Source organism: Methylocaldum szegediense (genome assembly GCF_949769195.1).
Classification (GTDB): Bacteria; Pseudomonadota; Gammaproteobacteria; order Methylococcales; family Methylococcaceae; genus Methylocaldum; species Methylocaldum szegediense.
The window spans coordinates 2,199,597-2,223,056 of sequence record NZ_OX458333.1 but is presented as its reverse complement, the minus strand read 5'-3'; the positions used below and the strand labels follow the sequence as shown (position 1 = coordinate 2,223,056).

At 57.0% G+C, this 23,460-nt stretch carries 24 protein-coding genes; 12 read left to right on the top strand and 12 right to left on the bottom strand.

From position 1 onward, the window contains the following. The first annotated feature begins 37 nt into the window (after window positions 1-37). Window positions 38-544 (top strand): transcription elongation factor GreB, encoded by a 507-nt coding sequence (gene greB, locus QEN43_RS09460; protein ID WP_317964024.1) that lies wholly within the window; start codon window positions 38-40, stop codon window positions 542-544. A 23-nt stretch (window positions 545-567) separates the two neighbouring features. On the opposite strand, the gene QEN43_RS09455 is transcribed toward greB, so the two are convergent. After that, window positions 568-1,188, bottom strand: coding sequence for a nucleotidyltransferase family protein (locus tag QEN43_RS09455; RefSeq protein ID WP_317964023.1), 621 nt, complete (start codon window positions 1,186-1,188; stop codon window positions 568-570). A 230-nt stretch (window positions 1,189-1,418) separates the two neighbouring features. Between QEN43_RS09455 and QEN43_RS09450 the strand changes: the two genes are divergently transcribed. From QEN43_RS09450 to QEN43_RS09440, 3 genes are read left to right on the top strand one after another with little or no spacing between them, the layout of a single operon-like run. Next, entirely contained in the window at window positions 1,419-1,880 is a 462-nt protein-coding gene (locus tag QEN43_RS09450) for a (2Fe-2S)-binding protein (RefSeq protein ID WP_317964022.1), read from the top strand. A 2-nt stretch (window positions 1,881-1,882) separates the two neighbouring features. Beyond that, window positions 1,883-4,051 (top strand): xanthine dehydrogenase family protein molybdopterin-binding subunit, encoded by a 2,169-nt coding sequence (locus QEN43_RS09445; RefSeq protein ID WP_026611697.1) that lies wholly within the window; start codon window positions 1,883-1,885, stop codon window positions 4,049-4,051. A gap of 11 nt (window positions 4,052-4,062) precedes the next feature. Further along, on the top strand, window positions 4,063-5,193 hold the full coding sequence (locus QEN43_RS09440) for an XdhC family protein (RefSeq protein ID WP_084162326.1): 1,131 nt from the start codon (window positions 4,063-4,065) through the stop codon (window positions 5,191-5,193). An 85-nt stretch (window positions 5,194-5,278) separates the two neighbouring features. Here the strand turns inward: QEN43_RS09440 and QEN43_RS09435 are convergent, their stop codons facing one another. From QEN43_RS09435 to QEN43_RS09405, 7 genes are all read right to left on the bottom strand, one after another. Next, window positions 5,279-5,884: a CPBP family intramembrane glutamic endopeptidase gene (locus QEN43_RS09435; protein ID WP_317964021.1), complete on the bottom strand. Its 606-nt coding sequence runs from the start codon at window positions 5,882-5,884 to the stop codon at window positions 5,279-5,281. 9 nt (window positions 5,885-5,893) lie between these two features. Next, entirely contained in the window at window positions 5,894-7,288 is a 1,395-nt protein-coding gene (locus QEN43_RS09430; RefSeq protein WP_036269226.1) for a sodium:solute symporter family protein, read from the bottom strand. 507 nt (window positions 7,289-7,795) lie between these two features. Beyond that, a complete protein-coding gene (locus QEN43_RS09425) occupies window positions 7,796-8,167 on the bottom strand; it encodes a hypothetical protein (RefSeq protein WP_317964020.1) in 372 nt (123 codons plus the stop codon). 43 nt (window positions 8,168-8,210) lie between these two features. Continuing rightward, window positions 8,211-8,597: a hypothetical protein gene (locus tag QEN43_RS09420; protein ID WP_317964019.1), complete on the bottom strand. Its 387-nt coding sequence runs from the start codon at window positions 8,595-8,597 to the stop codon at window positions 8,211-8,213. 348 nt (window positions 8,598-8,945) lie between these two features. Continuing rightward, complete coding sequence (locus tag QEN43_RS09415) at window positions 8,946-9,503, bottom strand: SRPBCC family protein (protein WP_026611702.1); 558 nt, start codon at window positions 9,501-9,503, stop codon at window positions 8,946-8,948. Between the two features lie 79 nt (window positions 9,504-9,582). Next, window positions 9,583-10,056 (bottom strand): CYTH domain-containing protein, encoded by a 474-nt coding sequence (locus QEN43_RS09410; RefSeq protein WP_026611703.1) that lies wholly within the window; start codon window positions 10,054-10,056, stop codon window positions 9,583-9,585. A 65-nt stretch (window positions 10,057-10,121) separates the two neighbouring features. Further along, window positions 10,122-11,051 carry a LysR family transcriptional regulator gene (locus QEN43_RS09405; RefSeq protein ID WP_317964018.1) on the bottom strand — a complete coding sequence of 310 codons (930 nt, stop codon included), beginning with the start codon at window positions 11,049-11,051 and terminating at the stop codon, window positions 10,122-10,124. A 126-nt stretch (window positions 11,052-11,177) separates the two neighbouring features. Between QEN43_RS09405 and QEN43_RS09400 the strand changes: the two genes are divergently transcribed. The 4 genes from QEN43_RS09400 to QEN43_RS09385 all read left to right on the top strand — a co-directional run bounded on the left by QEN43_RS09400 (window position 11,178) and on the right by QEN43_RS09385 (window position 15,018). Continuing rightward, on the top strand, window positions 11,178-11,639 hold the full coding sequence (locus QEN43_RS09400) for a YybH family protein (RefSeq protein ID WP_026611705.1): 462 nt from the start codon (window positions 11,178-11,180) through the stop codon (window positions 11,637-11,639). Between the two features lie 262 nt (window positions 11,640-11,901). Then, entirely contained in the window at window positions 11,902-12,480 is a 579-nt protein-coding gene (gene sodB / locus QEN43_RS09395) for a superoxide dismutase [Fe] (RefSeq protein ID WP_026611706.1), read from the top strand. A gap of 311 nt (window positions 12,481-12,791) precedes the next feature. Further along, on the top strand, window positions 12,792-13,979 hold the full coding sequence (gene mltB, locus QEN43_RS09390) for a lytic murein transglycosylase B (protein WP_084162332.1): 1,188 nt from the start codon (window positions 12,792-12,794) through the stop codon (window positions 13,977-13,979). 157 nt (window positions 13,980-14,136) lie between these two features. Continuing rightward, window positions 14,137-15,018 carry a hypothetical protein gene (locus QEN43_RS09385; protein ID WP_317964017.1) on the top strand — a complete coding sequence of 294 codons (882 nt, stop codon included), beginning with the start codon at window positions 14,137-14,139 and terminating at the stop codon, window positions 15,016-15,018. A 118-nt stretch (window positions 15,019-15,136) separates the two neighbouring features. On the opposite strand, the gene QEN43_RS09380 is transcribed toward QEN43_RS09385, so the two are convergent. Genes QEN43_RS09380 through QEN43_RS09365 form a run of 4 tightly spaced genes read right to left on the bottom strand, consistent with a single transcriptional unit; the run spans window position 15,137 to window position 18,232 of the window. Next, window positions 15,137-16,615 (bottom strand): cbb3-type cytochrome c oxidase subunit I, encoded by a 1,479-nt coding sequence (locus QEN43_RS09380; RefSeq protein WP_051331989.1) that lies wholly within the window; start codon window positions 16,613-16,615, stop codon window positions 15,137-15,139. After that, complete coding sequence (locus QEN43_RS09375) at window positions 16,615-17,220, bottom strand: c-type cytochrome (protein ID WP_026611709.1); 606 nt, start codon at window positions 17,218-17,220, stop codon at window positions 16,615-16,617. The genes QEN43_RS09380 and QEN43_RS09375 overlap by 1 nt, the downstream gene beginning before the upstream one ends. Then, complete coding sequence (locus QEN43_RS09370; protein ID WP_026611710.1) at window positions 17,217-17,570, bottom strand: hypothetical protein; 354 nt, start codon at window positions 17,568-17,570, stop codon at window positions 17,217-17,219. The genes QEN43_RS09375 and QEN43_RS09370 overlap by 4 nt, the downstream gene beginning before the upstream one ends. A 50-nt stretch (window positions 17,571-17,620) precedes the next feature. Further along, entirely contained in the window at window positions 17,621-18,232 is a 612-nt protein-coding gene (locus QEN43_RS09365; RefSeq protein ID WP_051331990.1) for a DUF2076 domain-containing protein, read from the bottom strand. A gap of 120 nt (window positions 18,233-18,352) precedes the next feature. On the opposite strand from QEN43_RS09365, the gene QEN43_RS09360 reads away from it, so the two are divergent. The 4 genes from QEN43_RS09360 to QEN43_RS09345 all read left to right on the top strand — a co-directional run bounded on the left by QEN43_RS09360 (window position 18,353) and on the right by QEN43_RS09345 (window position 23,255). Beyond that, window positions 18,353-19,048, top strand: coding sequence for an SDR family oxidoreductase (locus QEN43_RS09360; protein WP_026611711.1), 696 nt, complete (start codon window positions 18,353-18,355; stop codon window positions 19,046-19,048). 283 nt (window positions 19,049-19,331) lie between these two features. Further along, the gene (locus QEN43_RS09355; protein ID WP_026611712.1) at window positions 19,332-19,703 is read left to right on the top strand and encodes an exosortase system-associated protein, TIGR04073 family; all 372 of its coding nucleotides are present in this window, start codon (window positions 19,332-19,334) and stop codon (window positions 19,701-19,703) included. A gap of 344 nt (window positions 19,704-20,047) precedes the next feature. Further along, the gene (locus tag QEN43_RS09350; protein WP_235726692.1) at window positions 20,048-22,762 is read left to right on the top strand and encodes a SpoIIE family protein phosphatase; all 2,715 of its coding nucleotides are present in this window, start codon (window positions 20,048-20,050) and stop codon (window positions 22,760-22,762) included. Between the two features lie 124 nt (window positions 22,763-22,886). After that, window positions 22,887-23,255, top strand: a complete 369-nt coding sequence (locus tag QEN43_RS09345) for a c-type cytochrome (protein ID WP_162144346.1) — start codon at window positions 22,887-22,889, stop codon at window positions 23,253-23,255. The last annotated feature ends 205 nt before the right edge of the window (window positions 23,256-23,460 follow it).

Here is a 23,460-nt window from a genome sequence, read left to right as displayed (position 1 = left end):
TTCTTCCGCGAAAATAAGAAAGTCATCCTATATCGATATGGCACGCTGGCGGCCGCCATCCTCCAAATCTTCACCCTACATTACCGCTGAAGGCGCAGAGAAGCTCAGAGCCGAACTCAAGGGGCTTTGGGAGCGCCGTGCAGATGTGACCAAACACCTTTCGGCCGCGGCGGCCGAAGGTGACCGGTCGGAGAATGCGGAATACATCTACCGAAAAAAAGAACTGAGAGAGATCGACCGGCGCATCCGCTATCTGCAGAAACGCCTACCGGAACTCAAAGTGGTTACTCAGCTGCCGTCGGACCGGGGGCGGGTTTTTTTCGGTGCCTGGGTGACGCTAGAGAACGTCGACGGCGAGGAGTCCACATACCGTATCGTTGGCCCCGACGAATTCGATCCTCAAAAAGGTTGGATCAGCGTGGATTCGCCGATGGCTCGAGCCTTGCTCAAAAAAGCCGTTGACGATGAAGTCATCGTCAGTACGCCCGCGGGACCGATGCGGGGCGTGATTGTCGATATTCGTTATGGGCCGGATAAATCCTGAGCGCACTTAGAGATCGGCTACGGTCAGCTGTTTTCGGGCAGACCAGCCAAGCCTGCGTAATCCTCATCGGTATCGATATCGGTGCCGGCTTCGGGCAAGTCGACGAATACGGTCGATTCACGATGCCTGAGGATGATTTTCTTTGCGCCCTGATCGCCGGCGAGCCGGGCAAGATCGCCGAAAAGCGAACGGTGAAACAGTGCCGGTGCGCCGAAGGCACCGCCGTAGCGAGAGGCGACGATCGGCGGATGAGATGCGCAGAAAGCCTCGACCAGGCGGTTCAAGTGGCGGTCCTCGATCAAAGCCTGATCGCACAGAGTGAGGAGTGCTGCGTCCAGCTCCGGCTCGGCGGCGTTCAAGGCCGCTATCCCCATCCGGATCGAACGGCTCAAGCCTTCTTCCCAGTTCGGATTGATGACGGTCATGAGAGGCAGCCCGTCGAGTTCTCGGGCGCATTTATCGGCGCGGGCGCCGAGAACGACAACGATCTTCGAGCATCGCGAAGCCAGAGCCGCTTTCGCCGTCCGGCGCAGGAGGCTTGCTCCGCGGTAGCGCAGCAGTTGTTTGGGCCTGCCCAGCCGCCGGGAGCCGCCCGCGGCGAGCAGTATCAGGCCGATTTTCGGCTCGTTCGGGTCGGTTGACATCGTCGGACGCCTCGGGCATTTTGCCGAATGAACGTTTCAAGCCGCACATGCCGTGCGGTTTCTATTATCCTAAAAACGCCGCCAGGCGGCCTGCCCGCCGTGCAAGCGAGAGCGTGCGGCTTCACTCAAAAGGTGAGTTCGCTGCCAGGCAGGATTTTTTGGGGTTCATCGAGCTTTTCTGGTGCATCGAAGCGGTCGACTGCGGTTTCCAGGATTATAGGAGGGAGTACATGATCGCGCTGAACGTCAACGGCGAGAGTCATCAAGTGGATGTTTCCGGAGATACCCCATTGCTCTGGGTTTTGCGGGATCACCTGGGACTTACGGGCACCAAGTACGGCTGCGGCGTGGCCGTATGTGGCGCTTGCACGGTACATGTGAACGGCGAACAAACCCGCGCCTGCATCACCCCGGTTTCCAGCGTGGTCGGTAAACGGATCACGACCATCGAGGGACTCTCCGCGCAGGGCGATCACCCGGTGCAGAAAGCCTGGGTCGAAGTCGACGTTCCGCAGTGCGGCTATTGCCAGTCGGGCCAGATCATGGCCGCCGCCGCGCTGCTGGCGAAAAATCCAAAGCCCAGCGATGCCGATATCGACAACGCGATATCCGGCGTCTTGTGCCGCTGCGGAACCTATCAACGCATTCGCAAGGCGATACACCTTGCCGCGGATATGGCCAAAGGAGCTTAGCCATGACGGTCGAACTCGACAATCCCGGACGTCGGCAGTTCCTCAAGTCTTCCGCCGTGCTCGGAGGCAGCCTGGTCATTGCCTTTTATCTGCCGCGCACCATGAAGTTCGCCATGGCGGCGGAAGAACCGGCCAAGACTTTTCCGCCCAATGCCTTCATCCGTATCGGCGCGGATGAAACCGTCACGATCCTGATCAACAAGTCGGAGATGGGGCAGGGCGTGTACACCTCGCTCGCGATGCTGGTAGCCGACGAACTCGAGGCCGACTGGAGCAAGGTCCGGGTCGAATCCGCTCCGGTCGCGCCGGTCTACAACCATACCGCCTGGAACATACAGGCCACGGGCGGCAGCACCAGCGTTTCGAGTTCCTGGGAACAGCTGCGCAAGGTCGGGGCGACGGGGCGTGAGCTTCTGATCCAGGCCGCCGCCGAGACCTGGAAGGTCAAGCCGGACTCCTGTCGTGCAGAAAATGGGTATGTCATCCATAAGCCCACCGACCGGCGTCTGTCGTATGGTGCCTTGAGCGCCAAAGCGGCCCAGTTGCCCATGCCAGCTCGGGTCAAACTCAAGGATCCCAAATCGTTCAAGCTGATCGGCAAGCCCACCCGTCGTCTCGATACGCCGGCGAAAACAAATGGGACAGCCCAGTTCGGAATCGACGTACGGCTGCCGGGATTGTTGACCGCCCTGGTCGCACGACCGCCGGTATTTGGTGCCAAGGTCAAGAGCTTCGATGCCGCCAAATCCAAAGCGGTTGCTGGCGTGGTCGATGTGGTTCAGGTCCCTTCCGGTATCGCTGTGGTGGCGAAAGATTTCTGGTCAGCCAAGAAAGGCCGTGACGCCTTGGAGATCGTATGGGATCGCGGACCGAATGCTGAATTGTCTTCCGCCACATTGCGCGAAGAGTTCGCCCGATGGGCCCAAACCTCGGGTATTCCTGCCAAAGAGAAGGGCAATGCGATCAGTGCACTCGCCAAGGTCCGCAAACCGTTGAGCGCTGAGTACGAGGTGCCTTATCTGGCCCACGCGCCCATGGAGCCCTTGAACTGTACGGTGGACCTCCGCGAGGACCGTTGCGAGATTTGGACCGGGACGCAATTCCAGACGTTCGATCGTAACCAGGCAGCGGCTATCGCTGGGCTCAAACCGGAACAGGTCGAGCTTCACACGACCTTTCTCGGCGGTGGCTTCGGAAGGCGGGCGAACCCGCAATCGGATTTCGTCAGCGAGGCGGTACACGTCGCAAAAGCGGTGAAGAAACCGGTCAAGGTGGTCTGGACCCGCGAGGACGACATCAAAGGCGGCTATTATCGGCCGGCCTTCTACGACCGGTTGACCGCCGGACTTGATGAGAAAGGCAGGCTGATCGCCTGGACCCATACCATCGTCGGCCAGTCCATCGCCGTTGGCACGCCGTTCGAGGCGAACATGGTCCGCGAGGGGGTCGACGTGGCGTCAGTTGAAGGGGCGGCCGATTTGCCCTACGCGATTCCGAATCTTCGTGTCGATTTGCACAGCCCGAGGCTCGATATTCCGGTGTTGTGGTGGCGGTCGGTAGGCCATTCGCATACCGCGTTCGTGGTCGAGAGTTTCATCGACGAAGTTGCTCATGCAGCTGGAAAGGACCCGTATCGGTTCCGCTACGACTTGCTGACGAAACACCCCCGGCATCGCGGCGTTCTCGAGCTGGCGGCAAAGAAAGCCGGTTGGGGTTCGGATCTCCCGAAAGGGCGCGGGCGCGGCATCGCCGTACATGCTTCCTTCGGGAGCTATGTGGCCCAAGTGGCCGAAGTTTCGGTGGAAGACGGGCAGGTTCGCGTCCATCGGGTGGTGTGCGCCATCGACTGCGGTCAGGTGGTCAACCCGGACACTGTCGCGGCGCAAATGGAAAGCGGCGTCGTTTGGGCGCTCTCTGCGGCGCTTTACGGCGAAATCACCCTGGACAAGGGGGAAGTGGAGCAGAGCAATTTCACCGACTATCCGATCTTGCGGATCGACGAAATGCCGACAGTCGAGGTGCACATCGTACCGAGCCGGGAGCCACCGTCCGGTGTGGGCGAGCCGGGAGTGCCGCCGCTGGCGCCGGCCGTGGCCAACGCGCTATTCGCGGCCACGGGACAACGCATACGCGCGTTGCCTTTGTCCAAGCACGATTTCAAGACGGCCTGAAGGACACGCCCATGTCCCAAGCCAAGGAGTTGCAGGACATTCTATCTGTCCTCAAGCAAGGGAAACAGCCGCGTGCCTTGGCGACTGTTGTCGAGGCGAGAGGCTCTACCTATCGGCGTGCAGGCGCGCGTCTTCTGATTCTGGATGATGACTCGATGGTCGGCGGCATCAGCGGCGGGTGCCTAGAAGCGGATATCTGCGCCCGCTCTAAAGAAATCGTCGCCGACGGTCGACCAGCTCTAGTCACTTACGATCATACCTCCGACGCGGACCTGGTATTCGGGCTAGCGCTGGGATGCAACGGCGTGATCCGCGTTCTGGTCGAGCCGCTACCCGAAAGGGCGTTGCCGGCTTATCTGCGGGCCGTTGACAAGAGTCTCGCCTTGCGCCGACCAATGGCGGTGGCCCTGGCCGTGGGCGGTATGGGGGAACTTCGCCACGAGCTTGGCGAGTGTCTCTGGATCGGCGCGGACGGCGCCATCGGTGGCGAGTTGGCGCTAAGCCCGCATGCCGAGCGCATTGTCGACGATGCTCGTATCGCGATGGCCGACGGACGGTCGGAACTGAAAACGTACGTCAGCGATTCAGGCGAACTCGAGGTATTCATCGAGTCGATCCAGCCGCCGCTGTCTTTGATCATTTTCGGCGCAGGGCACGACTCGGTTCCTCTAGCGGATCTAGCCAAACGTTTGGGCTGGCAGGTCACGGTGGTGGACGGTCGTCCCGCTTATGCCAGACGGGAGCGCTTTCCGATGGCGGACGACGTACGCCTGTGCCGGGCAGAAGCCGTGCCGGACGAGGTATTGCTCGAAGGTGTCCGGGCGGCGGTTGTGATGAATCACCATTACTATCACGACCGGTCGATTCTCTCCCATTTGTTGCGCTCGCCGGTGCCTTACATCGGCGTACTCGGCCCGCGCAAGCGCACGCAGAAGATGCTCGATGAGCTAGCACAAGAAGGCTTGAGCTTCGATGACGCCCAATTGAGCCGCCTTTACGCTCCAGTGGGCCTTGACATCGGCGCCGAGACGCCGGATCAGGTGGCGCTATCGATCGTTGCCGAGATTCTGGCCGTTTCGTCCGACCGTTCGGGAACGTCCCTCAAGTACCGCGAGGCAGGGATACACGAAAGCCTGGGTTAGCGCATTTCCGCGACGCGGCAGCGCGGGAATTCTCAGCCATTGGTTGGCAGGCCGGATCGCCATCGGGGGCCGCGTAACTAGCGGATCAGAAAGACCGGCTTTTTTCCCGACGATAGGTTTGCGCTACGGCGATGAAAGCCAGAAAGTCGTAGATGGCATGGATGAGAATCGGGACGACGAGATTGCGCTCTCCGCCGAAATCGAATGCGATGCCGAGATAAACGCCGGTGAGGCCAGCGAGCAGCGCGTAAAGCGGCGTGACCCAATGGACCAAAGCGAACACCAAGTTGCTGAATACGATGCCGCCAATCCATCCCCAGTTTTGTTCGAACCAAGATTGAAGCAGGCCACGGAACAGGATTTCTTCTGAAATCCCTGCCAAAAAGCCGAGGTACAGCAGCTCGTGCCAGCGGTAGCGGCTTAAGAAAGGCCCCAGTTTTTCAACAAGAAAATTTCTGACGGCACGCATGCTGCTCCACGGAAGGTTATAAGACAGGGCAAACAACAGATAGAGCGGCAAGGTTCCGGCAATTCCCCAGAAAAAGCCGATGGGGGTGAGGTTGAGATGTGCCAGAGGATTAATGGAAACTGCCCAGCCTATCCCATAGGCGACGAGGATGAGGGTACCCTCGAACCAGGTGGCGATTTTCAGGAATTGGTTGTACCGAGTGGGGGGGCGTTGGTCCAGCATCGTGTCGAATCAGATGGAGGCTTCGGCAGCGGTATTCAAGGTGCGATGTTCCCAGGCCGCCACGGAAAGGTAAGCGATCAGGCTGGCCGCCAAAGATGCCAGGTAGGGCGTGGTCAGCTCAAGTACGTAACTGCCGAACACCCACGCGCCCATCCCGGCGACAAGAGCCGCGGCAGCGCTCTTGGCTTGGCCGATGCGAGTGAACAGACCGATTAGGACGACCACGAAAATCGGGGCGCCGCCGAAGGCCGAAGCTTCTTCTACGAGCGCGTACACGCCCTCAGCATGAAGTGCCAGGACGTAGGCCACGATGCCGAAGATCAACACGCCGCCACGGGCGATGCGGACCTTCCCGGCTTCGGACACGTTTCCCGCTAAAGGGATCACGAGGTTGTGTGAGACCAGGGCCGAGGCGGCGAGAAGCGCGCTGTCCACCGTCGATAGAATTGCAGAGATCAAGGCGCCGGCGAATACGACATAGGCGAAGGTGGAGAGGTGCTCTTGTGCAAGCCTGGGCAATATCTGCTCCGGATTTTCGAGTCCCGGGAGCAGGTGAACGCCGATCAATCCGATAAAGACCGGAATCGCCCCGACTAGAAGATATAATCCACCCCCGGCGAGGCAGCTCGCCCTAGCGACGTGATGGGACCGGCTTGCCAGAATGCGTGCGCACAATTCCTGTGCGAACAGGGAGCCGGTGATTGGTATTGCCCAGGTTTCGATCACTTCCAGCATTGGCTTCTCGGCGCTACCGAATAGTCTGAGTCGAGATGGCTCGATCGCACCGAAACTTTCCGCCAAGCCGCCGTTAGTCTTCGCTACGGCGTATAAAAGAACGGCAAGGCCGCCGATGAGCGCTATGCCTTGGATCAGGTCGGTGATGACGTCGGCGAATAAACCGCCGTAAACGGTATAAATGATGACCACTGCCGCCGCTATCGTAATGGCGATCTCCACGTCAAACTCAGAAGAAGCCGAGATCACTTGTCCGAACGCGCGAATCTGCGCCGCGGCCCACATGACGGAGGTCGGGGCGAGCATGAGCACCGCCATCCGCTCGATATTAGGGGAGTAGCGAATTCGGAACAGGTCGGCCAAGGTCGTGAGTTTTCGTCGCCATAGCGGCACTGCGAAGAAAAGTCCCATCAGAAGAAGGCAGACGGCATAACCAAACGGGTCGGCCGATCCACCGGAAAGTCCCGACTGGTAAATTGACCCAGCCGCGCCGATGCAGGTTTCGGCCCCGAACCAAGTGGCGAAGACCGTGAAGGTGCCCAGTTTCAGTCCCAACCGGCGGCCGGCCAGAAGATAGTCGTCCTCGCTCGAGATGTGCCTAGACACCAGCATGCCAATCAGCAGTTGGATCAGGATGTAAGCGGCAATGCCGAGCAGCACGATATTCATGGGCAGCAGGTCGAGAAAATTTGATGAAGCCGTGGGCGCGTAATTCTATCGGAAAATAACACTGTGCATTAGACCGTGCACCAGGATGCTTGGCGAGTTATCTAGGAAGGTCCAGAAATACTTTGGCTCGACGCAGAGAGGTTTTTTCGGCAAATTCAGGACAAAAGAGAATCGAAATACAGCTCTTGAGCGTTATATGGGCGAGAAAAAAGGAATATCAACGATTCGTGGTACGTCTTGCGCCGGAAAATCGGGGTGTACGCGGCGCTTGGCGAGGGAGATGGGGCGGCTATTGTGTGTACGGATTAAAAGGGGGGTAAATCTGAAGTGTGGGCTTGAGGATTCGATTCGAGTTACGCGCTTGTTCGAAAGCTGAAGCGCTCGCCGCTATTGGTCGAACCGTAAACGGCGGACATTCTGGATACTTTGGGATGGGCCGGAGACCGCTGAACCGCATAGCACTCTGGCGTCGAGCGCTGCGTTCAGCGGGAGGCCGCAAGCGGCTTTTTAACCTTTTCCGGGAATCAAGCCTACCGACCCGGGCTTGAGTCGTTTGCAGGTCACTACGATATCTTCGACGTGGCATTTGTACTTACCGGTTCCATCGCTGCACTCCTCGCAAACCAACTTTCCTTGCTCGTTTGCCTCACTTAAATACCAGCCGTAACCCTGTGTTTCACAGAACCGTTTCTGGAACTTGTCGATCGTGTAGGGATCGGTGGCTCTTTGAGTGGCTTCATCTTTTGTAGCGCATTTCTGCGACGGAATGGTATTTCCCATAAGCTTGCGCTCGATATATTCGGCCGCAAACGCCGTACTACAGACGGAGAAGGCGGCAACCACACAAAGCATCTGGGAACGTAGGGTACGTGTTTTCATAAAGATGACCTCTTATTGTTGGCCCCGTGATACGAGGCGGGGATCAATTCAAAACCCGAATATTCATCTGAGCCGCCTCTTCCGCCATCTGCTGGCGAATCGGATCGTACTTTTCATTTTCGCTCAGCTTGACCATGGCAATGACGCCGACCAGCGCAACTGTTGCGAGGCCCACGTAGACCCAGAAATAATCTTTCTTTTTTTCTATTTGCTCGACATTCATGTTGTTCACCTTAATCCGGCTATAAAGCTGGCCTTTAATGGCCAGGGGTTGTAAGGAGCAGAGTTGCCGCGAATGCCCATAACGGGTATAAAAGAGCATCGCGGTTGCTGCGTTTTGAATACGAAAAAGCTCCTCTGGGAACCCAAATCGTCGAGGACCGTCTCGATACTGCTCGGCACGCGGCGGGTTTCGTACGGGAATCCCCAACCTGAGCTTTTAGTATCGAGTCAATACTTTATGCTCGGTTTCCAAGTCCTGTCAACGAAATTTCGATTATTTTTCGACAGGCGACGACATGCTCGTCCGCTGGTTGAATAGAAATCCTATTCTTGGCGGTTTTTTCGTTTCTCGAGCGCGACAGGTGTAAGGGGAACGAGCCAACGAAGCCCTTTGATTGCGAGTAGTGTTTGTTCTGAGCTAGATCGGTGTGCCCGAGCTGACGATTGTTTCCCGCAAGCGGTATTTACCGAAAATCGCGCTCTGATCGCCGTAGCGATAACCGGCGTGATCGAAATCCCGTTTCCTGCGCTTGTTGTTAGATGGCTACGTATCGGCTCAGGCCGATTTGTCCGAATCGTCGATTTTGAGGCTGAGATGTTGCGGTCTGGCTGAGTCGCCCAGTTTTATCGCTAGGGCGATGAGATAGACGTCCATGGCACCGTAATAGCAGAGGACGAAACGGTCGAAGAATCGAAGCAGCGGATTATGGATGTTGTCCCGTTCGGTAATGGTCAATAGGGTGCCGTCACCGTCTTCCTCGAGTTCGTAAATCCAAGTACCGCTCAAAGGGAGATCGTCGCCGACGATTTTGGTGATGAGCAGGGAAGGCGGTTTGCGCTCGACGACGCGGAAATGCACCCGGCTATGCCGGAAACAGATTTCGTACCAACTGGGCAGGCCATCGATGTCGGGCCCGCGCTCGGTCCGGCTTAAGCCAGGCCGCCATGTAGGGTAAGAGTCGAAATCGTTGATGATATCCCAAACCGTTTTCAGCGGAGCGCTGAGACGTATCCGACTGGCGGCCACATATGTTTTGGGTAGCTTTTTCCCGATGAACGTCAGCGCCATGACCGAGGCGACGAGTAGCAAAAGGATGAAAAAAAAGCTCATCATGGTGCCGACTCAAGCGGTTAGGAAATCGAGTTTCCGTTGAAAACGGAACAAGGTCGGAGTAATCCCGCCGATGCAGCATTCAAGCTTGCCAGCTCTTATAGGGAGTCTTCGACAGACTTGTGTTGTAGTAACGCGGGTCATGCGTTACTTCTTCGCCCAACCAGCTGGGTTTTTCGAACGCTTCGTCGGGGTTTTCCAGTTCGATTTCCGCGAGGATCAGTCCAGCATTATCGCCTTCGAAAACATCGATTTCCCAGGTATGTGACCCTGCTTCGACGAAATACCGGGTCTTTTCGATCAGGGGTTTACGGCTTAGGGTGCTTAGCATCGCATGGGCGTCGTCAACGGGTATCTCGTATTCGAATTCCTGCCGCTCAGCGCCTATGGTGGCGCTCTTGATGTTTAGCCAAGCCCTCTCACCGCAGACCCTCACCCGGATAGAGCAGTGGATTTCGTCGTTGAGATAGCCCTGGCGATAATAGGCGGAGTCTTTGATGGAACCGCGCCAACTATCGTCCGTTACCAAGAACTTACGTTCGATTTCAATAGCCATAGCCGATCGTTACCTTGGAAGAAGGTGGTGCCGTTTTTCGTCGAATACCACGGTGAACGTATCGGCTATTCCTGATCCTGAGCATCTGCCCAGTCCTCCCAGTAGGGTTTCGGATGAAAGCGCTCGCTCAGGAAATCGATGAAGGTTCTCACTTTGGCCGACAGGTGCTTGCGATGTGGATAAACCGCGTGGATTTCTAAGGGCGCCGGAACATAATCGGTGAGCACCGGCATCAGTCTGCCCTTTCGGATATCTTGGCCGACCATGTAGGTCGGTAGCAATACCAGACCCAGCCCAGCGATCGCGGCCATGCGCAGGGCATCGGCGACATTCGCTTCCATGTTGCCGCTGACTTTGACTACGGTGGTTTCGCCTCCGGGTATGCTGAACTGCCATTGATCGCGCGGCGGCATGCTGGAACTAGTCAAGCAGTTGTGCTTTCGGAGATCGTCCGGTGTCTTGGGTATTCCGTGCTTTTCGAAGTATTGAGGCGAGCCGCAAACGACACGCTGAGAACTGCCTAACTTACGGGCGATCAGACTGGAATCGCGCATTTCGTCGAGATGAATCGCGAGGTCGAATCCTTCCTCGATCAAATCGATATAGCCCGCCTGCAGCACTAGCTCGACGTTTACCTCGGGAAACGATTCCATGTAAGCCGCTATTGCCGGAGCCAAATGGTACGCGCCGAAAAATGGCGTCGCGTTGACCTTGAGGGTTCCGCGCGGTTCCGTCTGCAGCCGGGTGACGGCGAGTTCCATTTCTTCCATTTCATCAAGAATCTGCAGGCATCGTTCCAAATAAACCATGCCGACCTCGGTAAGGCTTAGGTTCCGGGTGGTGCGGTTCAGCAGCCTGATGCCAAGTCCGTTTTCCAGCTGCATGACATGCTTGGTCGCCATAGCCCTGGATAGCCCGAGTTCCTTGGCAGCCGAAGCGAAACTGCCTGCTTTCGCGACCTTGGTGAATACCAACATGCTAGTCAATTTATCCATGATGATCCGAATCGATAGTTTTAATTATGGAAACAATTCATAACGGTTATTGAATATTGTAAACCAATTTCCTTTCTCTATAGTCTATAGCCCTGGGCAAAGTTCTAGCCTTAGGAGGGCGGTCAGATGAAACGTAGCTTAGGTCTGATAGTCGTTTTATTAACCGCAATGGGGACAGGAGTGTCTCAAGCGGCCGAGGACGTTAGACAAATCGCGGAATCCAGTATTGCAAAGTGGAATGCGGCTTTCGCTCAAGGCAAAGTCGACGAGATTCTGTCGCTGTACACGGATAACGCGATATTGGTGCAGCCCAACGGTTCGGTGTCCAAGAGCATCGGCGAAATTCGTGCGTTCTGGCAAACGCTGATCCAGAAAGGCGTGTATGCCATGGACGTTGTCGACGTGCGCAGTGAGAAGGAGGATACCATCGTTGCAACGACCAAGCTGTCCGACATCAAGACGCTGCAGAGCCCTCCGCAAGTGATGAAATATCGCTATGACGGGGTGCTTTACAGCGTGCTGAAACGCCAGGCGGACGGAAGCTGGAAAGCGCAAGTCCAGCAGTGGACCGGAAACCACAAGATTTGAGCTTGGAAGAAAGTGGTCAAACTATCTGGCGAGAGGCAAAAACAGCAATGATCCGAAATCGACCTGTAATCCAGGCGCTTCGAAAAAGAGCTTCAAAGGAGGCTCTTTTTTTTGTCTAAGAGAAAGTGGGCGAATGGATCGATGTCGCATACGCTTTTTGAGCTGCCTTTCAGATGTTACACTGTATTCCCTACTATTTAGGTTGGAATATCGCCCGCTATGTGGGTGTGCTGATTTGATCAATAGCAAAAAGGAGAATCTGATGACTCACGAACTTCCCCCGTTACCTTATGCCAAGAATGCGTTGGAGCCGCATATCTCTGCGGAAACGCTCGAATACCATTACGGTAAGCATCATCAGGCCTATGTTACCAACCTCAACAACCTGATCGGCGGGACCGAATTCGAGAACTTGTCTCTCGAGGACATCATCAGAAAATCATCGGGCGGTATCTTCAACAATGCGGCTCAAGTCTGGAATCACACGTTCTATTGGAATTGCCTAAAACCCAATGGTGGCGGCGCACCGACAGGTGCCTTGGGCGATGCGATCAATAAGGCGTTCGGTTCGTTCGACAAGTTTAAAGAAGAATTCACCAAATGCGCTGTCGGCACCTTCGGTTCGGGTTGGGCTTGGCTGGTGAAAAATGCGGATGGCAGTCTGGCGATCGTCAGCACTAGTAATGCGGGCAATCCGTTAACGAGCGGCCAAACGCCTCTGCTGACTTGTGACGTTTGGGAGCATGCTTACTATATCGACTACCGCAATGCTCGCCCGAAATACGTTGAGGCGTTCTGGAACCTGGTCAACTGGGATTTCGTTGCTAAGAATTTCGCTTAGCGAGCATCGGAATCGCCAACGCATGCGGCGCTGAGTTCGAACCAGTGCCATTGTAATCCCGGCTACCGTCCGATTTCGGACGGTAGCCGTTTTTTTGCCCATCGGTGCAGCGGTCGGCAGCCCCAAGGCGGTTGGATCGACTCGGCCGTTCCTGCGTCGAGATCATGTTTCTTGTCCGAAAAAGCTGTCTCGAACGGTTTCCAACCGGGCGTCCACTTGGAGGGTGAGGCCAGTCGGACGTTGACAAGTACGTAGTCTTACGTGCGATATTAACCCTCCCCGACCCGTGCTTTCCCGTTTTCGAGACGCCCATGAACATGAAGTTGAAGCCCATGGTTCTATTAGTATTGGCGGCGCTCTTGGTGGCGGGTTGCGCGACCCGTGCACCGGCGAAACCGTCGAAGAAGATCGGCAAGACCACGGTTGCTCCACCTGCGCGGACAGCACGGAGTGCTGCCTCGCTTACGCCTCGCAAGACCGTTCGTTCCCAGTCGCCAGCTGCCAAATCCTCGTTGAATCGCGATGCTAAGGGGGTACACTCGGCGGTCACTGGGGATTATGCCGGCTATCCGGCGCTTCGGCAGTTTATCGAACACATGGTCAGCCGGCACGGGTTTTCCCGCGAGTATCTAACCCGTGTGTTTTCCCAGGCCAAACGCAAGCAGTGGACGCTCGACTATCTGAGCAAAGAGTCCGGTACTGCCGGACCGCCGCGCCCCGGTGCGTGGACACGCTACCGTTCCAAATTTCTCACCGAGAAACACATTTCCGGCGGAGTCAGTTTCTGGCGGCGTTATGCCTCGGTTCTGGAGCGAGCGAGTACGTTGTACGGCGTGCCGCCCGAATATATCGTCGGGATCATGGGCGTAGAGACGTTCTACGGCGCTAACGTTGGTAACCATCGGGTAATCGATGCCCTGACCACCCTGGCGTTCGACTACCCACGCAGGAGCGATTATTTCAAGTCGGAGTTGGAGAAGTTTCTGCTGATGACGCGGGACGAGGGCATAGACCCGTCCTATCCGGTAGGCTCTTATGCTGGCGCGATGGGCTTAGGTCAATTTATGCCCAGCAGTTTCCTGCAATGGGCGGTAGATTTCGACGGCGACGGTCGGCGTGATCTGTGGAACCCAGTGGATGCCATCGGTAGCGTTGCCAATTATTTTGCGGCTCACGGGTGGCAGCCGGGCGAACCGGTGGTGACCGCCGCCCGGGGCAGCGCTGCGGCCAGAAATCTCGAATCGGGATTCGACACCCGTTACTCGCTCGCCGCGCTGACCAACTACGGCATTCAACCCGTCGCCGATTCTCTGAGCCGCGATGCTACTGTGCGCTTGCTCCGCCTCAGCACCGACTCCGGCGACGAATACTGGCTGGGCCACCAAAACTTCTACGTGATCACCCGTTACAACCACAGCACTCACTACGCCATGGCCGTACATCAGCTTGCCCAGGCGATCAAGCGGCGCTATTTCGAGAGTGTGGCTTCATTGCCGTAGCGAGCGTACTCGCCTGTTTCATTTGCGCGGACAGTCGTTGCGGTTTTTTCATCGTTGCCGAAAAAGGAGAAAGCCTGCAGAACGCAGGCTTTTTTTGTCCGACTCGAAGATGGTATAGAGAACAAAGCAGCCATCGATACCGATCACGAGACAGCGCGTGCAGAATTTTTCCGACCGATTGGCCCGAATTCCCGAGTTCAAGGCATATTGGCGTTCCGGGAATTTAAGCGATGCCGCCTATGCGGCTCTGTATTTCTTTATCTGGCAGATAGCGCTGCACGGACCGCGTTTCGCGTCGCGCAAGGTTAAAGGCGATCCGAGGCCGGACGCATCCAGTTGGTTGACAGATTTCGACCGATCGGTTGGAAACGAGTTGGAACGGGTGCTGGTTGATCGGATCGAGCGCTATCACTTTTTCGGTCTTATTCCGAACGTTTCCGTGGCACTCTTGGCGTGGTTGCGCGGCGAATGGCCCCTACTGCTGACCGAGCGGATTCCCACCCCCGAGGAAGTCCTCAATATGCAAGCGGCGGGTCGGAGGCCGGTTACTATCGTGGCCGATTATCCGCGGCTGCTGCGGCCGGTTCTCCAGAAACCGAACGCCTTCGCTTTCTTCGTGCACGATCTCGAACATGCTTTCAAGTTTTTCCATGACCGCAATATCCACGAGGGGCAGAGGAAGTTTTTCGGGCTGATCTTGGAAGCGTTTCGGCAGGGTTTGTTCCTTCCTTATCTGGGCGATTCGGTCTTCCGGGAGAAGTTCGATTACCTCATCAGCGACATGAACACCCATGTGGTCCACAGCTTCCGCTTTCTCAGCGCGATTCTGATCGAGTGCCTCTTGCGCCGGGAAGGCAAAGCGACGCACGAAACGCTATCGTCCGCGGCCGGGGACGAACTTGCCGAGTTGTGGCGAACCCTGACTCGCTGTTGGGCGTTTTCGCCCGCTGCCGAAAAATCGGTGCTGCGTCTCGTCGATGGCGGCTTCGGCGAGGCCGATGCAGCCTTGATCGAGCGGGCGGTTCTGCAGACCTCGTAAACTAGCTCAGGCCGGAAGGCGTAACCTACCGAAGGGCTCCTTGAGCCCAGTTGAAGGGTCTGTCGTGAGCCGATCTAAGGGTTAAACCTCCTACAGCGAACGTTCATGCCCTCGGGAACTATGCTGTTTCTACAACGGTCGCCTTGATTCCCGGCTCTTCGGGGCGTTCGATGACCAGCGCGGGTCGGGTTTCGCGAGCGCCGATGGTTGCTAGATCCCAGATCAGCAGAACTAGGCCAACGGCGGTGACGAATCCGAAAATCAGCCGCCAGAACATGGCCTGCGTGAACCAGGGATGGGTTTGGGCGGCGAAATAACCGCTCCAGGTCGAGCCTTCGATCGCACGTTCGATGAACGATTGTTCGTAGCCCGCTATGAGCAGGGCCACGGTCATGCCGACCACGCCGAGACTCAAAAGACCTATCGACCATTTCCACTTCCAACCGTTGTCGGCGAGGTTAGCGCCCATCCACACATTGCCGCGCCACTGTTGTATCGCGAGGTAGAAGAAGGCGATATTGATCGTGGCGTAAGCGCCGAAGAACGACAAATGACCGTGGGAGGCGGTCCACTGGGTACCGTGCGTGTAGAGATTGATCTGCGGCAGGGTGTGCATGAAGCCCCAGACGCCTGCCCCCAAAAAGTTGCCGAACGTGTGCGCGATCACCCAGGCGAGCGCGGGATGGTTGGTGCTCCTGAGCTTGTGCACGCCGGCGTCATAGATGGAGTGCACCACCATGGCGACTAGCGGAATCGGCTCCAGGGCAGAGAAGAATCCGCCAATGGGGAACCAGTACTCTGGGGTGCCGATCCAGAAATAATGATGGCCTAGCCCCAGGATGCCCGAACCGAACATCAGCGCCACCTCGATGTACAGCCAGGTCTGCACGATCCTGCGCCGGGCGCCCAGGAGCTTCATCAGGCTCCAGGCCATGATGCAGCCTACCAGCACCTCCCAGGTCGCTTCTACCCAGAGATGGACCACCCACCACCACCAATAGTGATCCACGGTCACGTTGGTGGTGTAGAACATCCCCGTCAGATAGAGACCGACCAGGGCGACCAAATCGAGCGTAAGCACGCCGGAAATGCCGGACCAGCGGCCCTTGGAAAAGGTGCCCGCAACGTTGTAGAAGAACACCAGCAGGACGGCGACGATGCTGATGTCTGCCCAGCGCGGCGCCTCGATGTATTCGCGCCCTTCGTTGATCAGCCAGCGGGTCGTATCGTTACCCGCGCCGGTCTGCAGAAACAAATACACCAGCACCACGACACCGACCGCGGCTGTCAGCACCCAGAAAGCGAACTCCCCGAGTTTGAGTCCGACGATCTCGACCCCGCTTTCTTCCTCGAGAAACCAGTAGACGGCCCCGATGAAGCCGTACAGCATCCACACCACCATGGCGTTGATGTGGAGCATGCGGTTCACGCTGAAATCGAGTGTCTCGAACAGAAAGCTGGGGACGATGAACTGAATGGCGGCGAGCAGCCCGAATAGGACTTGCGCCACGAAGAGAACCATCGCGACGATGAAATATTTCACCGCGAGTTTTTGCCCGCCATTAAGGTTTCGGCTGTCAAGGACTCCGACGCTCATTACGGGTTCTCCTGTGCGTAAAGGGTCTTGAAGTTGTGGGGGAAGCCGTTGGTGTCGATCGCCGCCGTCCATTTGAGAAAAGCGATCAGCCCTCGCGCTTCGTCCTCAGTGATGCCGAGATCAGGCATCCTGCGCCCGGTACCGTAGGACCTGGAGTTGCCCGGCGGGTCTTGGAGGAAGGCTAGCATCAGGATCTCGCGGTTGGTTTCGTCGACCCAGTTCGGGTCCAGCCAGGACTTGGTCAAATCAGGTGCGTAGTAGGCGCCATTGCCCAGAATAGTGTGGCAGTTGATGCAGTTCTTCGCCTGAAAGGTCTTCTTGCCGAGGGTCACGAGCCTTTCCGCCTCTTCGTCGCTCAAGCTTTTGCCGAACAGAGGTGCATCGCCATCGATGACCGGCGTGTAACGGTTCAATTTGGCATCAAATCGATAGTCGATCTTTTTGTTGATGACGCTGTAGGCGGGTACGCGCGTGGTGCTGCCGGCCGACACCTTGGCCATCGAGTCGAAGGTCAGGCCGATCAGAAGCAGGAAGGAAATCGCCGTCACCCAGATCGCCGTTTTTTTCCAAAATGTCTCGGATGCCCATAACGGTGTGGCATTCACGATGGTTCTCCCTCTTGTTGTTGATCGATGTTCGGACGATCGTGTTCGGGATGTTCGGTGGCGTGGGTGGCCATGCAGAGCCTAAAGATCGCAAGCGGTGCCACGAAATAACCGATCAACATAAGCCCCGCAACGACGCGCCAGAAACCCTCGAAGTGAGACGTTTCCGCCAAAACCCACACGGCGGCGGCCAAGCAGGCGTACGAAGCATAGGCCGAAATCACGAAGCCGGGACGGCGGGTGATTTTCCCCCAAGCGTAAAACCCGGCGTAGCCGGCACCGGCGAGGACGATCGTGGCCGCCGAGGCAATGTTCAGAACGAAGTCCTCGAGCTGTACCGGTTCGACCATTGGAAAGGATGCCAGTGCAGCCGTTAGAGAGCGTTCACCTCCTGTGAAGCCTATAGGTCCGAGGATTCGTCAGCGTCATAGCCGTCGAATCCGTAGACGCCATCGTCGACGAAGTCGGCTTGTTCGAGGCCGAAATCGGAAATCGGTTCGTCGGCATTGTCGTACTTGTTCATGGCAATGTTCTCGGCATTTTCTGAAGTCGATGCCGAGTCGCGAAATCCACCCTCGGAATCGCGATGTAACAGACTTTCGATGCCCTGGAACAGGAATGCGCCTGCCGTGGTGCCCAGAAAGCCCACAGCGGCGCTCTGTTCCGCCATACTCGGCGCGTAAGACGAAGCCGCTAACCCGCCGGTGGGTTGTGCGGGTGCCAAGCGATCGGAGGAGGGGTTCCGCGGATCCGAGCCCAGAACACCGCCGCTTTGGGAGGAGGTGGTTCGAAGCCGATCGAGCTGGTTTTGAAGCTGTGCGATTTGGGTCTTGGCGGCATTCAGCGCCTGTTCCTGCAATAAGGCTTTCTGCACGAGCAGATAGGCGGCATCCGGCTGTTGAGCGACCGCTTGGTTGATCAGGTTCTCAGCTTCAGAATCCTTGGCGAACACCTCGGCCTGCTTGAGCTGATCCAGGAAATCGGTCAGCAGACGTCGTTCTTCGGTGTACATTTGAATCTCCGTATCGGGTATGTTGTGAAATTAAGGAGTCGTCGGGTATTTGACAAGGTCCTACCAAGCGGCGCTTCCGACGGCGCCTATTGAAACAATGGCTTTCAAGGAGAATTCAGCATGCCTACCGTATTAGTCACCGGATCCAATCGCGGCATCGGTCTCGAATTTTGCAGGCAATATGCAGAAGCGGGCTGGAAAGTTCTGGCGTGTTGCCGCCGTCCGGAGCAAGCCTCAAATTTGCGCGGCTTGGCCACCGAATGGCCATCGGTTTCTATACATCAGTTGGAAGTCGAAAATTTCGATCAGATCGACGCACTGGCGCACGCACTGGCTTCCGAACCGATCGACGTGTTGATCAACAATGCCGGCGTTTACGGCGGCTCAAGTCAAAATATTCTGGGGACACTCGATTACGACCTCTGGGCACGGGTCTTGAAAATCAACACCCAGGCGCCGGTCAAGATGACCGAGGCGTTTCTTCCGCATGTCTTACGCAGCCAACGCAAGTTGGTCCTGGCTATCACCAGTCTCATGGGCAGCATGGGCGACAACTCAAGCGGTGGCGCCATCCTCTACCGAACCAGCAAAGCCGCGCTGAATGCCGCTATGAAGAGTATCGCGATCGATCTGAAGCCTCGCGGGATAGGGGTGTTGATTCTGCATCCCGGCTGGGTGAAGACTGATATGGGCGGTTCGAACGCGCCCACTTCACCGGCCGAGAGCGTGGCCGGCCTACGCCGGGTGATTGAAGATTTCAAGCCCGGCGATTCAGGACGGTTCCTGGATTTTCGCGGACGCGAGCTGCCCTGGTGAAGACTAGCGGCTCATTTGAAAAAAGGCAGACCTTTGCCTACGCTTGATGCAGGCTCGAAGAGAGAAGCGTTGACGAGGAGAGATGTTTTTCTCTTCCTCGCGGAACGGTTCACCCGGCCTACGAACACCGGCCGGGTGAAGCCGGGGCAAGGATGCCTCGGCGCAAAGACGAGCCGCGTGAGCCAGGGTCGAGTTCTGAACGGCTTTGGCGACCCCGAAAAGACCAGGAGGGGGTGAAGGGTTTGACCAATCAATGTCTATGTCTGCCAGCAAGGGGCCTTTCATGTCGAGATCAACAAGAACGATTTTCCTTTCCGCGACGGCGGCGCTGGCCGTCTCGTCGGTTTCGATGGCTTCGGACGATTACGGCCGTGATGTCGGCATGAAGCTGGGTTCGGGGTTCAGCAACATAGCCTTGGGCTGGGTCGAGTTTCCCAAGAACATGATCAACACGGCGAACGAGACCAACGTCCTTTTTGGAATCTCCGGCGGGTTTCTGAAAGGCGGGTTACATACGGTGGGTCGCATTGCCTCGGGTCTGGTCGATGTCCTGACCTTTCCCTTGCCGACGGAACCGATCACCAGACCGTCTTTCGTTTGGGAAAACTTCGATGTCGAAACCCAGTATGGTCCCGTCTTTAAGACGAAAGAATGACTCCTGAGCGGCGAGTCTCAATGCACGACTCGCCGCTTCACGGAGAGGAAGACGCTATCGAGCATCGCCTGGCATGGATGCCGCCCCACCGACTTTCGCTAGCCTCGTCTCCGCGCTTTTTCAAGCCGGGGAGACTCGTGAATCGATCACTCTCAATTCGAAATCCTACCGGTCATAATAAGTCCAAACGGGTAAAGCAGAATCAACGGCGCCGATCCGTCTAATTGTTTCATCCACCCGAAATAGGAGCGGCTTTCCGGATAATCAAATTCACCCTAGAAAACAGGGACGTCGGGATCGGCCGAATGGCGCCGGGTGATCACCGACTTTGTTTCCGATTCGGGATGGGCGAAGTTTTTCTCACACTGGATTGGTATATGCCACAGGAAAAGAAGAGCAATCCGGAATCGATGGTCGTGGAGGGGATGTCCGGGGTTAGGTCGATCGATCGGTTCACGAGAAGCTTGCTGGATAGTTTCGACGAGGCCGTCTGTGTGCTCGACGAGGCGGGCTGCCTGGTTTTCCTGAACCGGGCGGCGGAGGATCTGTTCGGCTATTCCGAGCACGAACTCCGCGGCCGGCCGATATTTTCCGTTCTGGAGATGCCGCTCGGACTTACGCCGCCAGGTCGCGAGCAGAAGCCCATAACACGGGCCGAGGAGCGGTTCTTTAGCGCCAATGAGATTCGTTTCCGTCGCAAAGGCGGAACGATAGTCGGTGCCCGCTACAAGCTCACGCCTTTGAACAATGATGGCGTTCGGCTGAATCTACTTCGGCTGACACGCATCGAGCCGCGTGAGAGATGCGAGGGTGCATTGGACGCCGAGTTCAATCTTCAGGCGATACTCGACACCATTACCGACGGGGTCATCGTCATCGACGATGTCGGGACGATTCAATTGCTCAATCCGGCCGCCGAACGCCTATTCGGGTATAAGCGGGAGGAGTTGATCGGGGAGAATGTCAACCGGCTCATGCCTTCGCCGTATCACGAGGAACACGACGGCTATCTGGCCCACTATCGCGAGACTGGGATACGGAAGATCATTGGCATCGGTCGCGAAGTTGCTGGCCAGCGCAAGGACGGCACCACCTTCTCGATGTACCTCTCGGTCGGCGAGCTCAAGCAAGGCAATCGCCGGCTGTTCGTCGGCATTACCCATGACCTGACCCGCCGTAAGCAGAACGAGGAATACCTGTCTATCCTGTCTGGAGCGGTGGAGCAAAGTCCGAACGCCATCCTGATAGCCGACCTGGACGGTCGCATAACTTTCGTGAACCGCGCTTTCTGCCGCCTGACCGGCTACGAAATCGAGGAAGTTGTCGGCCGGAACCCGCGGCTGCTGCAATCCGGGCAAACGCCGCTGGGCGTGTGCAAGCGGCTTTGGGAGACGATTCTCGCGGGCAAGGAGTGGCAAGGCGAGATTCAGGACCGGAAAAAATCGGGCGAGCTGTACTGGGCTCTGGAAACGATCACGCCGATTCGGGATGCTTCCGGCAAAGTCACCCGTTATCTCGCGACTCAGCGGGACATCACCGAGCAGAAGCGCGATAAAGAGGCGTTGCAGGAAAGCGAAGAGCGTTTTCGGCAAGTGGCCGAAATGGTCGGCGAATGGTTATGGGAGCAGGACCCGGAAGGCCGCTACATCTACAGCAGCGGCGCCGTCTACGCCATTCTCGGCTGGAAGCCGGAAGAGATCATCGGCAAGCGTTACCTGGATCTACTCACGCCCGAGGACCGGGAACACTGGATCGAAGCAATCCCGCCGATTGAACGCATCAACGAATCCTTTTACAAGCTGATCAATCATTACCGTCACAAGGACGGGCACGAGGTTTTCACGGAATCCACCGGAGCCCCGATCTTCGACGATCAGGGGCGGGTGATCAAATGGCGGGGCATGGATCTGGATATCACGGCGCGCAAGCAAGCTGAGGATATCCTGAGACAACGCGAGCGGGCTATTGAAGCGGCGAGCGTCGGGATTGTGATCGCTGACGCGCGCCAGCCGCATTATCCGAATATCTACGTCAATCCGGCGCTGAGCCGGATTACGGGCTATACGCGCGAGGAGCTGTTGGGGCGGAATCTCAAGATCTTGCAGGGTCCGGAAACCGAGGAGGCCGCCAAAGAAAAGATTCGAGAGGCACTGAGGCAAGGTAGCAACTGCGAAGTGGTATTGCGCAATTACCGAAAGGACGGAACCCCATTCTGGAACGAACTCCTATTGTCGCCAGTGCGTGATGAACAGGGTATCGTCACTCATTACATCGGCATTCAAACCGACGTGACGGAGCGCCGACGGGCGGAAGAAGAGCGGCACGAACTTGAAATTGCCAAACACATTCAGCTCTCGTTGTTGCCGAAAAAGCCGCTGCGGCTTCCACGAGCCGAGATCGCCGGTGTTTGCGTCCCAGCCACCCATGTCGGCGGTGATTATTTCGATTACTTCCATTATGACGGCAATGCGGATATTGTCGTCGCCGACGTATCGGGGCACAGCGTCGGTGCCGCCCTCATCATGACAGAGATGCGCAGCACCCTGAAGGCCGAGATCCGTACAACGTCGGGCAGTTCGTCGCGGAAGAGCGCGGCCGAGATCCTACGCGCACTCAACCAGCTTCTTTACGAGGATTTGAGCGCCGCCGAGCTTTTCATCACGATGTTCTATCTGAAATACGATCTCGGAAGGCGCCTGCTGCGCTATGCCAATGCCGGCCACAACCGGGCTTTGTTGCAGCGGCAGCGGGACCAAACCTGCAGCGAACTGGATGCGGACGGACTGATTCTGGGTGTCAAGCCGGACGTGTTTTTCGAAGAAAGAACGCTGATCTTGGAACCGGGCGATCGATTGCTGCTCTATACCGATGGCGTGATCGAGGCGCAGAACGAACAGGGGGAATTCTTCGGCATTTCGCGCTTGTGCAATCGTTTTTCCGCCGACCGCTCGGAATCGCCGGAGATGACCATTCGAGAACTGATGTCTGATCTGCGGACCTTTTGCGGCAAGACCGAGTTCGCGGACGACATCACCATGGTGATCTTGCAGGTCCGGTAGGACTGAAATCCTTTTCCGATACGACCAATCGGCGGCAGGGAGGGCCTCCTACACGTTGGATGGCTGGGCTCTGGAATCCCTCCTGGACGCAATTTTCCTGTTTTTACCCGAACGAGTGATGTGCATGGTACCTAATCGTTCTATTTCTTCTACTATTACCGCCGCTTCTCTTGCCCTGATCCTGGCTGGCTGTGTGTCCGAGACGAAAACATCGATGCGGAATGACTCCAGCCAGCCGGATTATGTCCGCGGTCGGTACGTCTATAACGCCTTTTGTGCCGAGTGCCACGATTCCGGCGAGGGTGGGGCGCCCACGTTGGACGATACCGAAGCCTGGGAATCGCGGAGTTTGGGCTTCCCCTCGCTGCTGACGAATCATGCGACCGAAGGGTTTCTCAACATGCCCGAAAAAGGCGCCCATACCGACCTCAGCGATGACGCCGTTCGCGATGCGGTCCAATACATGATTAGAGAAATCGCCCGCGGTGAATAGCCGCATACGGAGAAGTCCGTGGGCGCGATTGGCCGGGCGTTACCGTGATCTGTTTCCGCAAAGAGGCCGCAAAAATGGCTCGGGTGACGAAACTTCCGGTTTGTCCTCGCGGTCATACCGGGGTTCGTTAGTGTGACTACTTAGGGCTTAACCCGATAGGTTCGAGAAACCCTTCGATGGGCGAGCGGCCTATGGAGATAGTCTC

Excerpts from the sequence above, each read along its gene's own strand:
- QEN43_RS09445 (WP_026611697.1), top strand. The coding sequence starts at position 1,883 with ATGACGGTCGAACTCGACAATCCCGGACGTCGGCAGTTCCTCAAGTCT.
- QEN43_RS09435 (WP_317964021.1), bottom strand. The coding sequence starts at position 5,884 with ATGCTGGACCAACGCCCCCCCACTCGGTACAACCAATTCCTGAAAATC.
- QEN43_RS09440 (WP_084162326.1), top strand. The coding sequence starts at position 4,063 with ATGTCCCAAGCCAAGGAGTTGCAGGACATTCTATCTGTCCTCAAGCAA.
- QEN43_RS09360 (WP_026611711.1), top strand. The coding sequence starts at position 18,353 with ATGCCTACCGTATTAGTCACCGGATCCAATCGCGGCATCGGTCTCGAA.
- QEN43_RS09430 (WP_036269226.1), bottom strand. The coding sequence starts at position 7,288 with ATGAATATCGTGCTGCTCGGCATTGCCGCTTACATCCTGATCCAACTG.
- QEN43_RS09380 (WP_051331989.1), bottom strand. The coding sequence starts at position 16,615 with ATGAGCGTCGGAGTCCTTGACAGCCGAAACCTTAATGGCGGGCAAAAA.
- QEN43_RS09350 (WP_235726692.1), top strand. The coding sequence starts at position 20,048 with ATGGGCGAAGTTTTTCTCACACTGGATTGGTATATGCCACAGGAAAAG.
- QEN43_RS09345 (WP_162144346.1), top strand. The coding sequence starts at position 22,887 with ATGGTACCTAATCGTTCTATTTCTTCTACTATTACCGCCGCTTCTCTT.
- greB (WP_317964024.1), top strand. The coding sequence starts at position 38 with ATGGCACGCTGGCGGCCGCCATCCTCCAAATCTTCACCCTACATTACC.
- QEN43_RS09415 (WP_026611702.1), bottom strand. The coding sequence starts at position 9,503 with ATGATGAGCTTTTTTTTCATCCTTTTGCTACTCGTCGCCTCGGTCATG.
- QEN43_RS09365 (WP_051331990.1), bottom strand. The coding sequence starts at position 18,232 with ATGTACACCGAAGAACGACGTCTGCTGACCGATTTCCTGGATCAGCTC.
- QEN43_RS09450 (WP_317964022.1), top strand. The coding sequence starts at position 1,419 with ATGATCGCGCTGAACGTCAACGGCGAGAGTCATCAAGTGGATGTTTCC.
- QEN43_RS09425 (WP_317964020.1), bottom strand. The coding sequence starts at position 8,167 with ATGAAAACACGTACCCTACGTTCCCAGATGCTTTGTGTGGTTGCCGCC.
- QEN43_RS09455 (WP_317964023.1), bottom strand. The coding sequence starts at position 1,188 with ATGTCAACCGACCCGAACGAGCCGAAAATCGGCCTGATACTGCTCGCC.
- QEN43_RS09370 (WP_026611710.1), bottom strand. The coding sequence starts at position 17,570 with ATGGTCGAACCGGTACAGCTCGAGGACTTCGTTCTGAACATTGCCTCG.
- QEN43_RS09400 (WP_026611705.1), top strand. The coding sequence starts at position 11,178 with ATGAAACGTAGCTTAGGTCTGATAGTCGTTTTATTAACCGCAATGGGG.
- QEN43_RS09355 (WP_026611712.1), top strand. The coding sequence starts at position 19,332 with ATGTCGAGATCAACAAGAACGATTTTCCTTTCCGCGACGGCGGCGCTG.
- mltB (WP_084162332.1), top strand. The coding sequence starts at position 12,792 with ATGAACATGAAGTTGAAGCCCATGGTTCTATTAGTATTGGCGGCGCTC.
- sodB (WP_026611706.1), top strand. The coding sequence starts at position 11,902 with ATGACTCACGAACTTCCCCCGTTACCTTATGCCAAGAATGCGTTGGAG.
- QEN43_RS09410 (WP_026611703.1), bottom strand. The coding sequence starts at position 10,056 with ATGGCTATTGAAATCGAACGTAAGTTCTTGGTAACGGACGATAGTTGG.
- QEN43_RS09405 (WP_317964018.1), bottom strand. The coding sequence starts at position 11,051 with ATGGATAAATTGACTAGCATGTTGGTATTCACCAAGGTCGCGAAAGCA.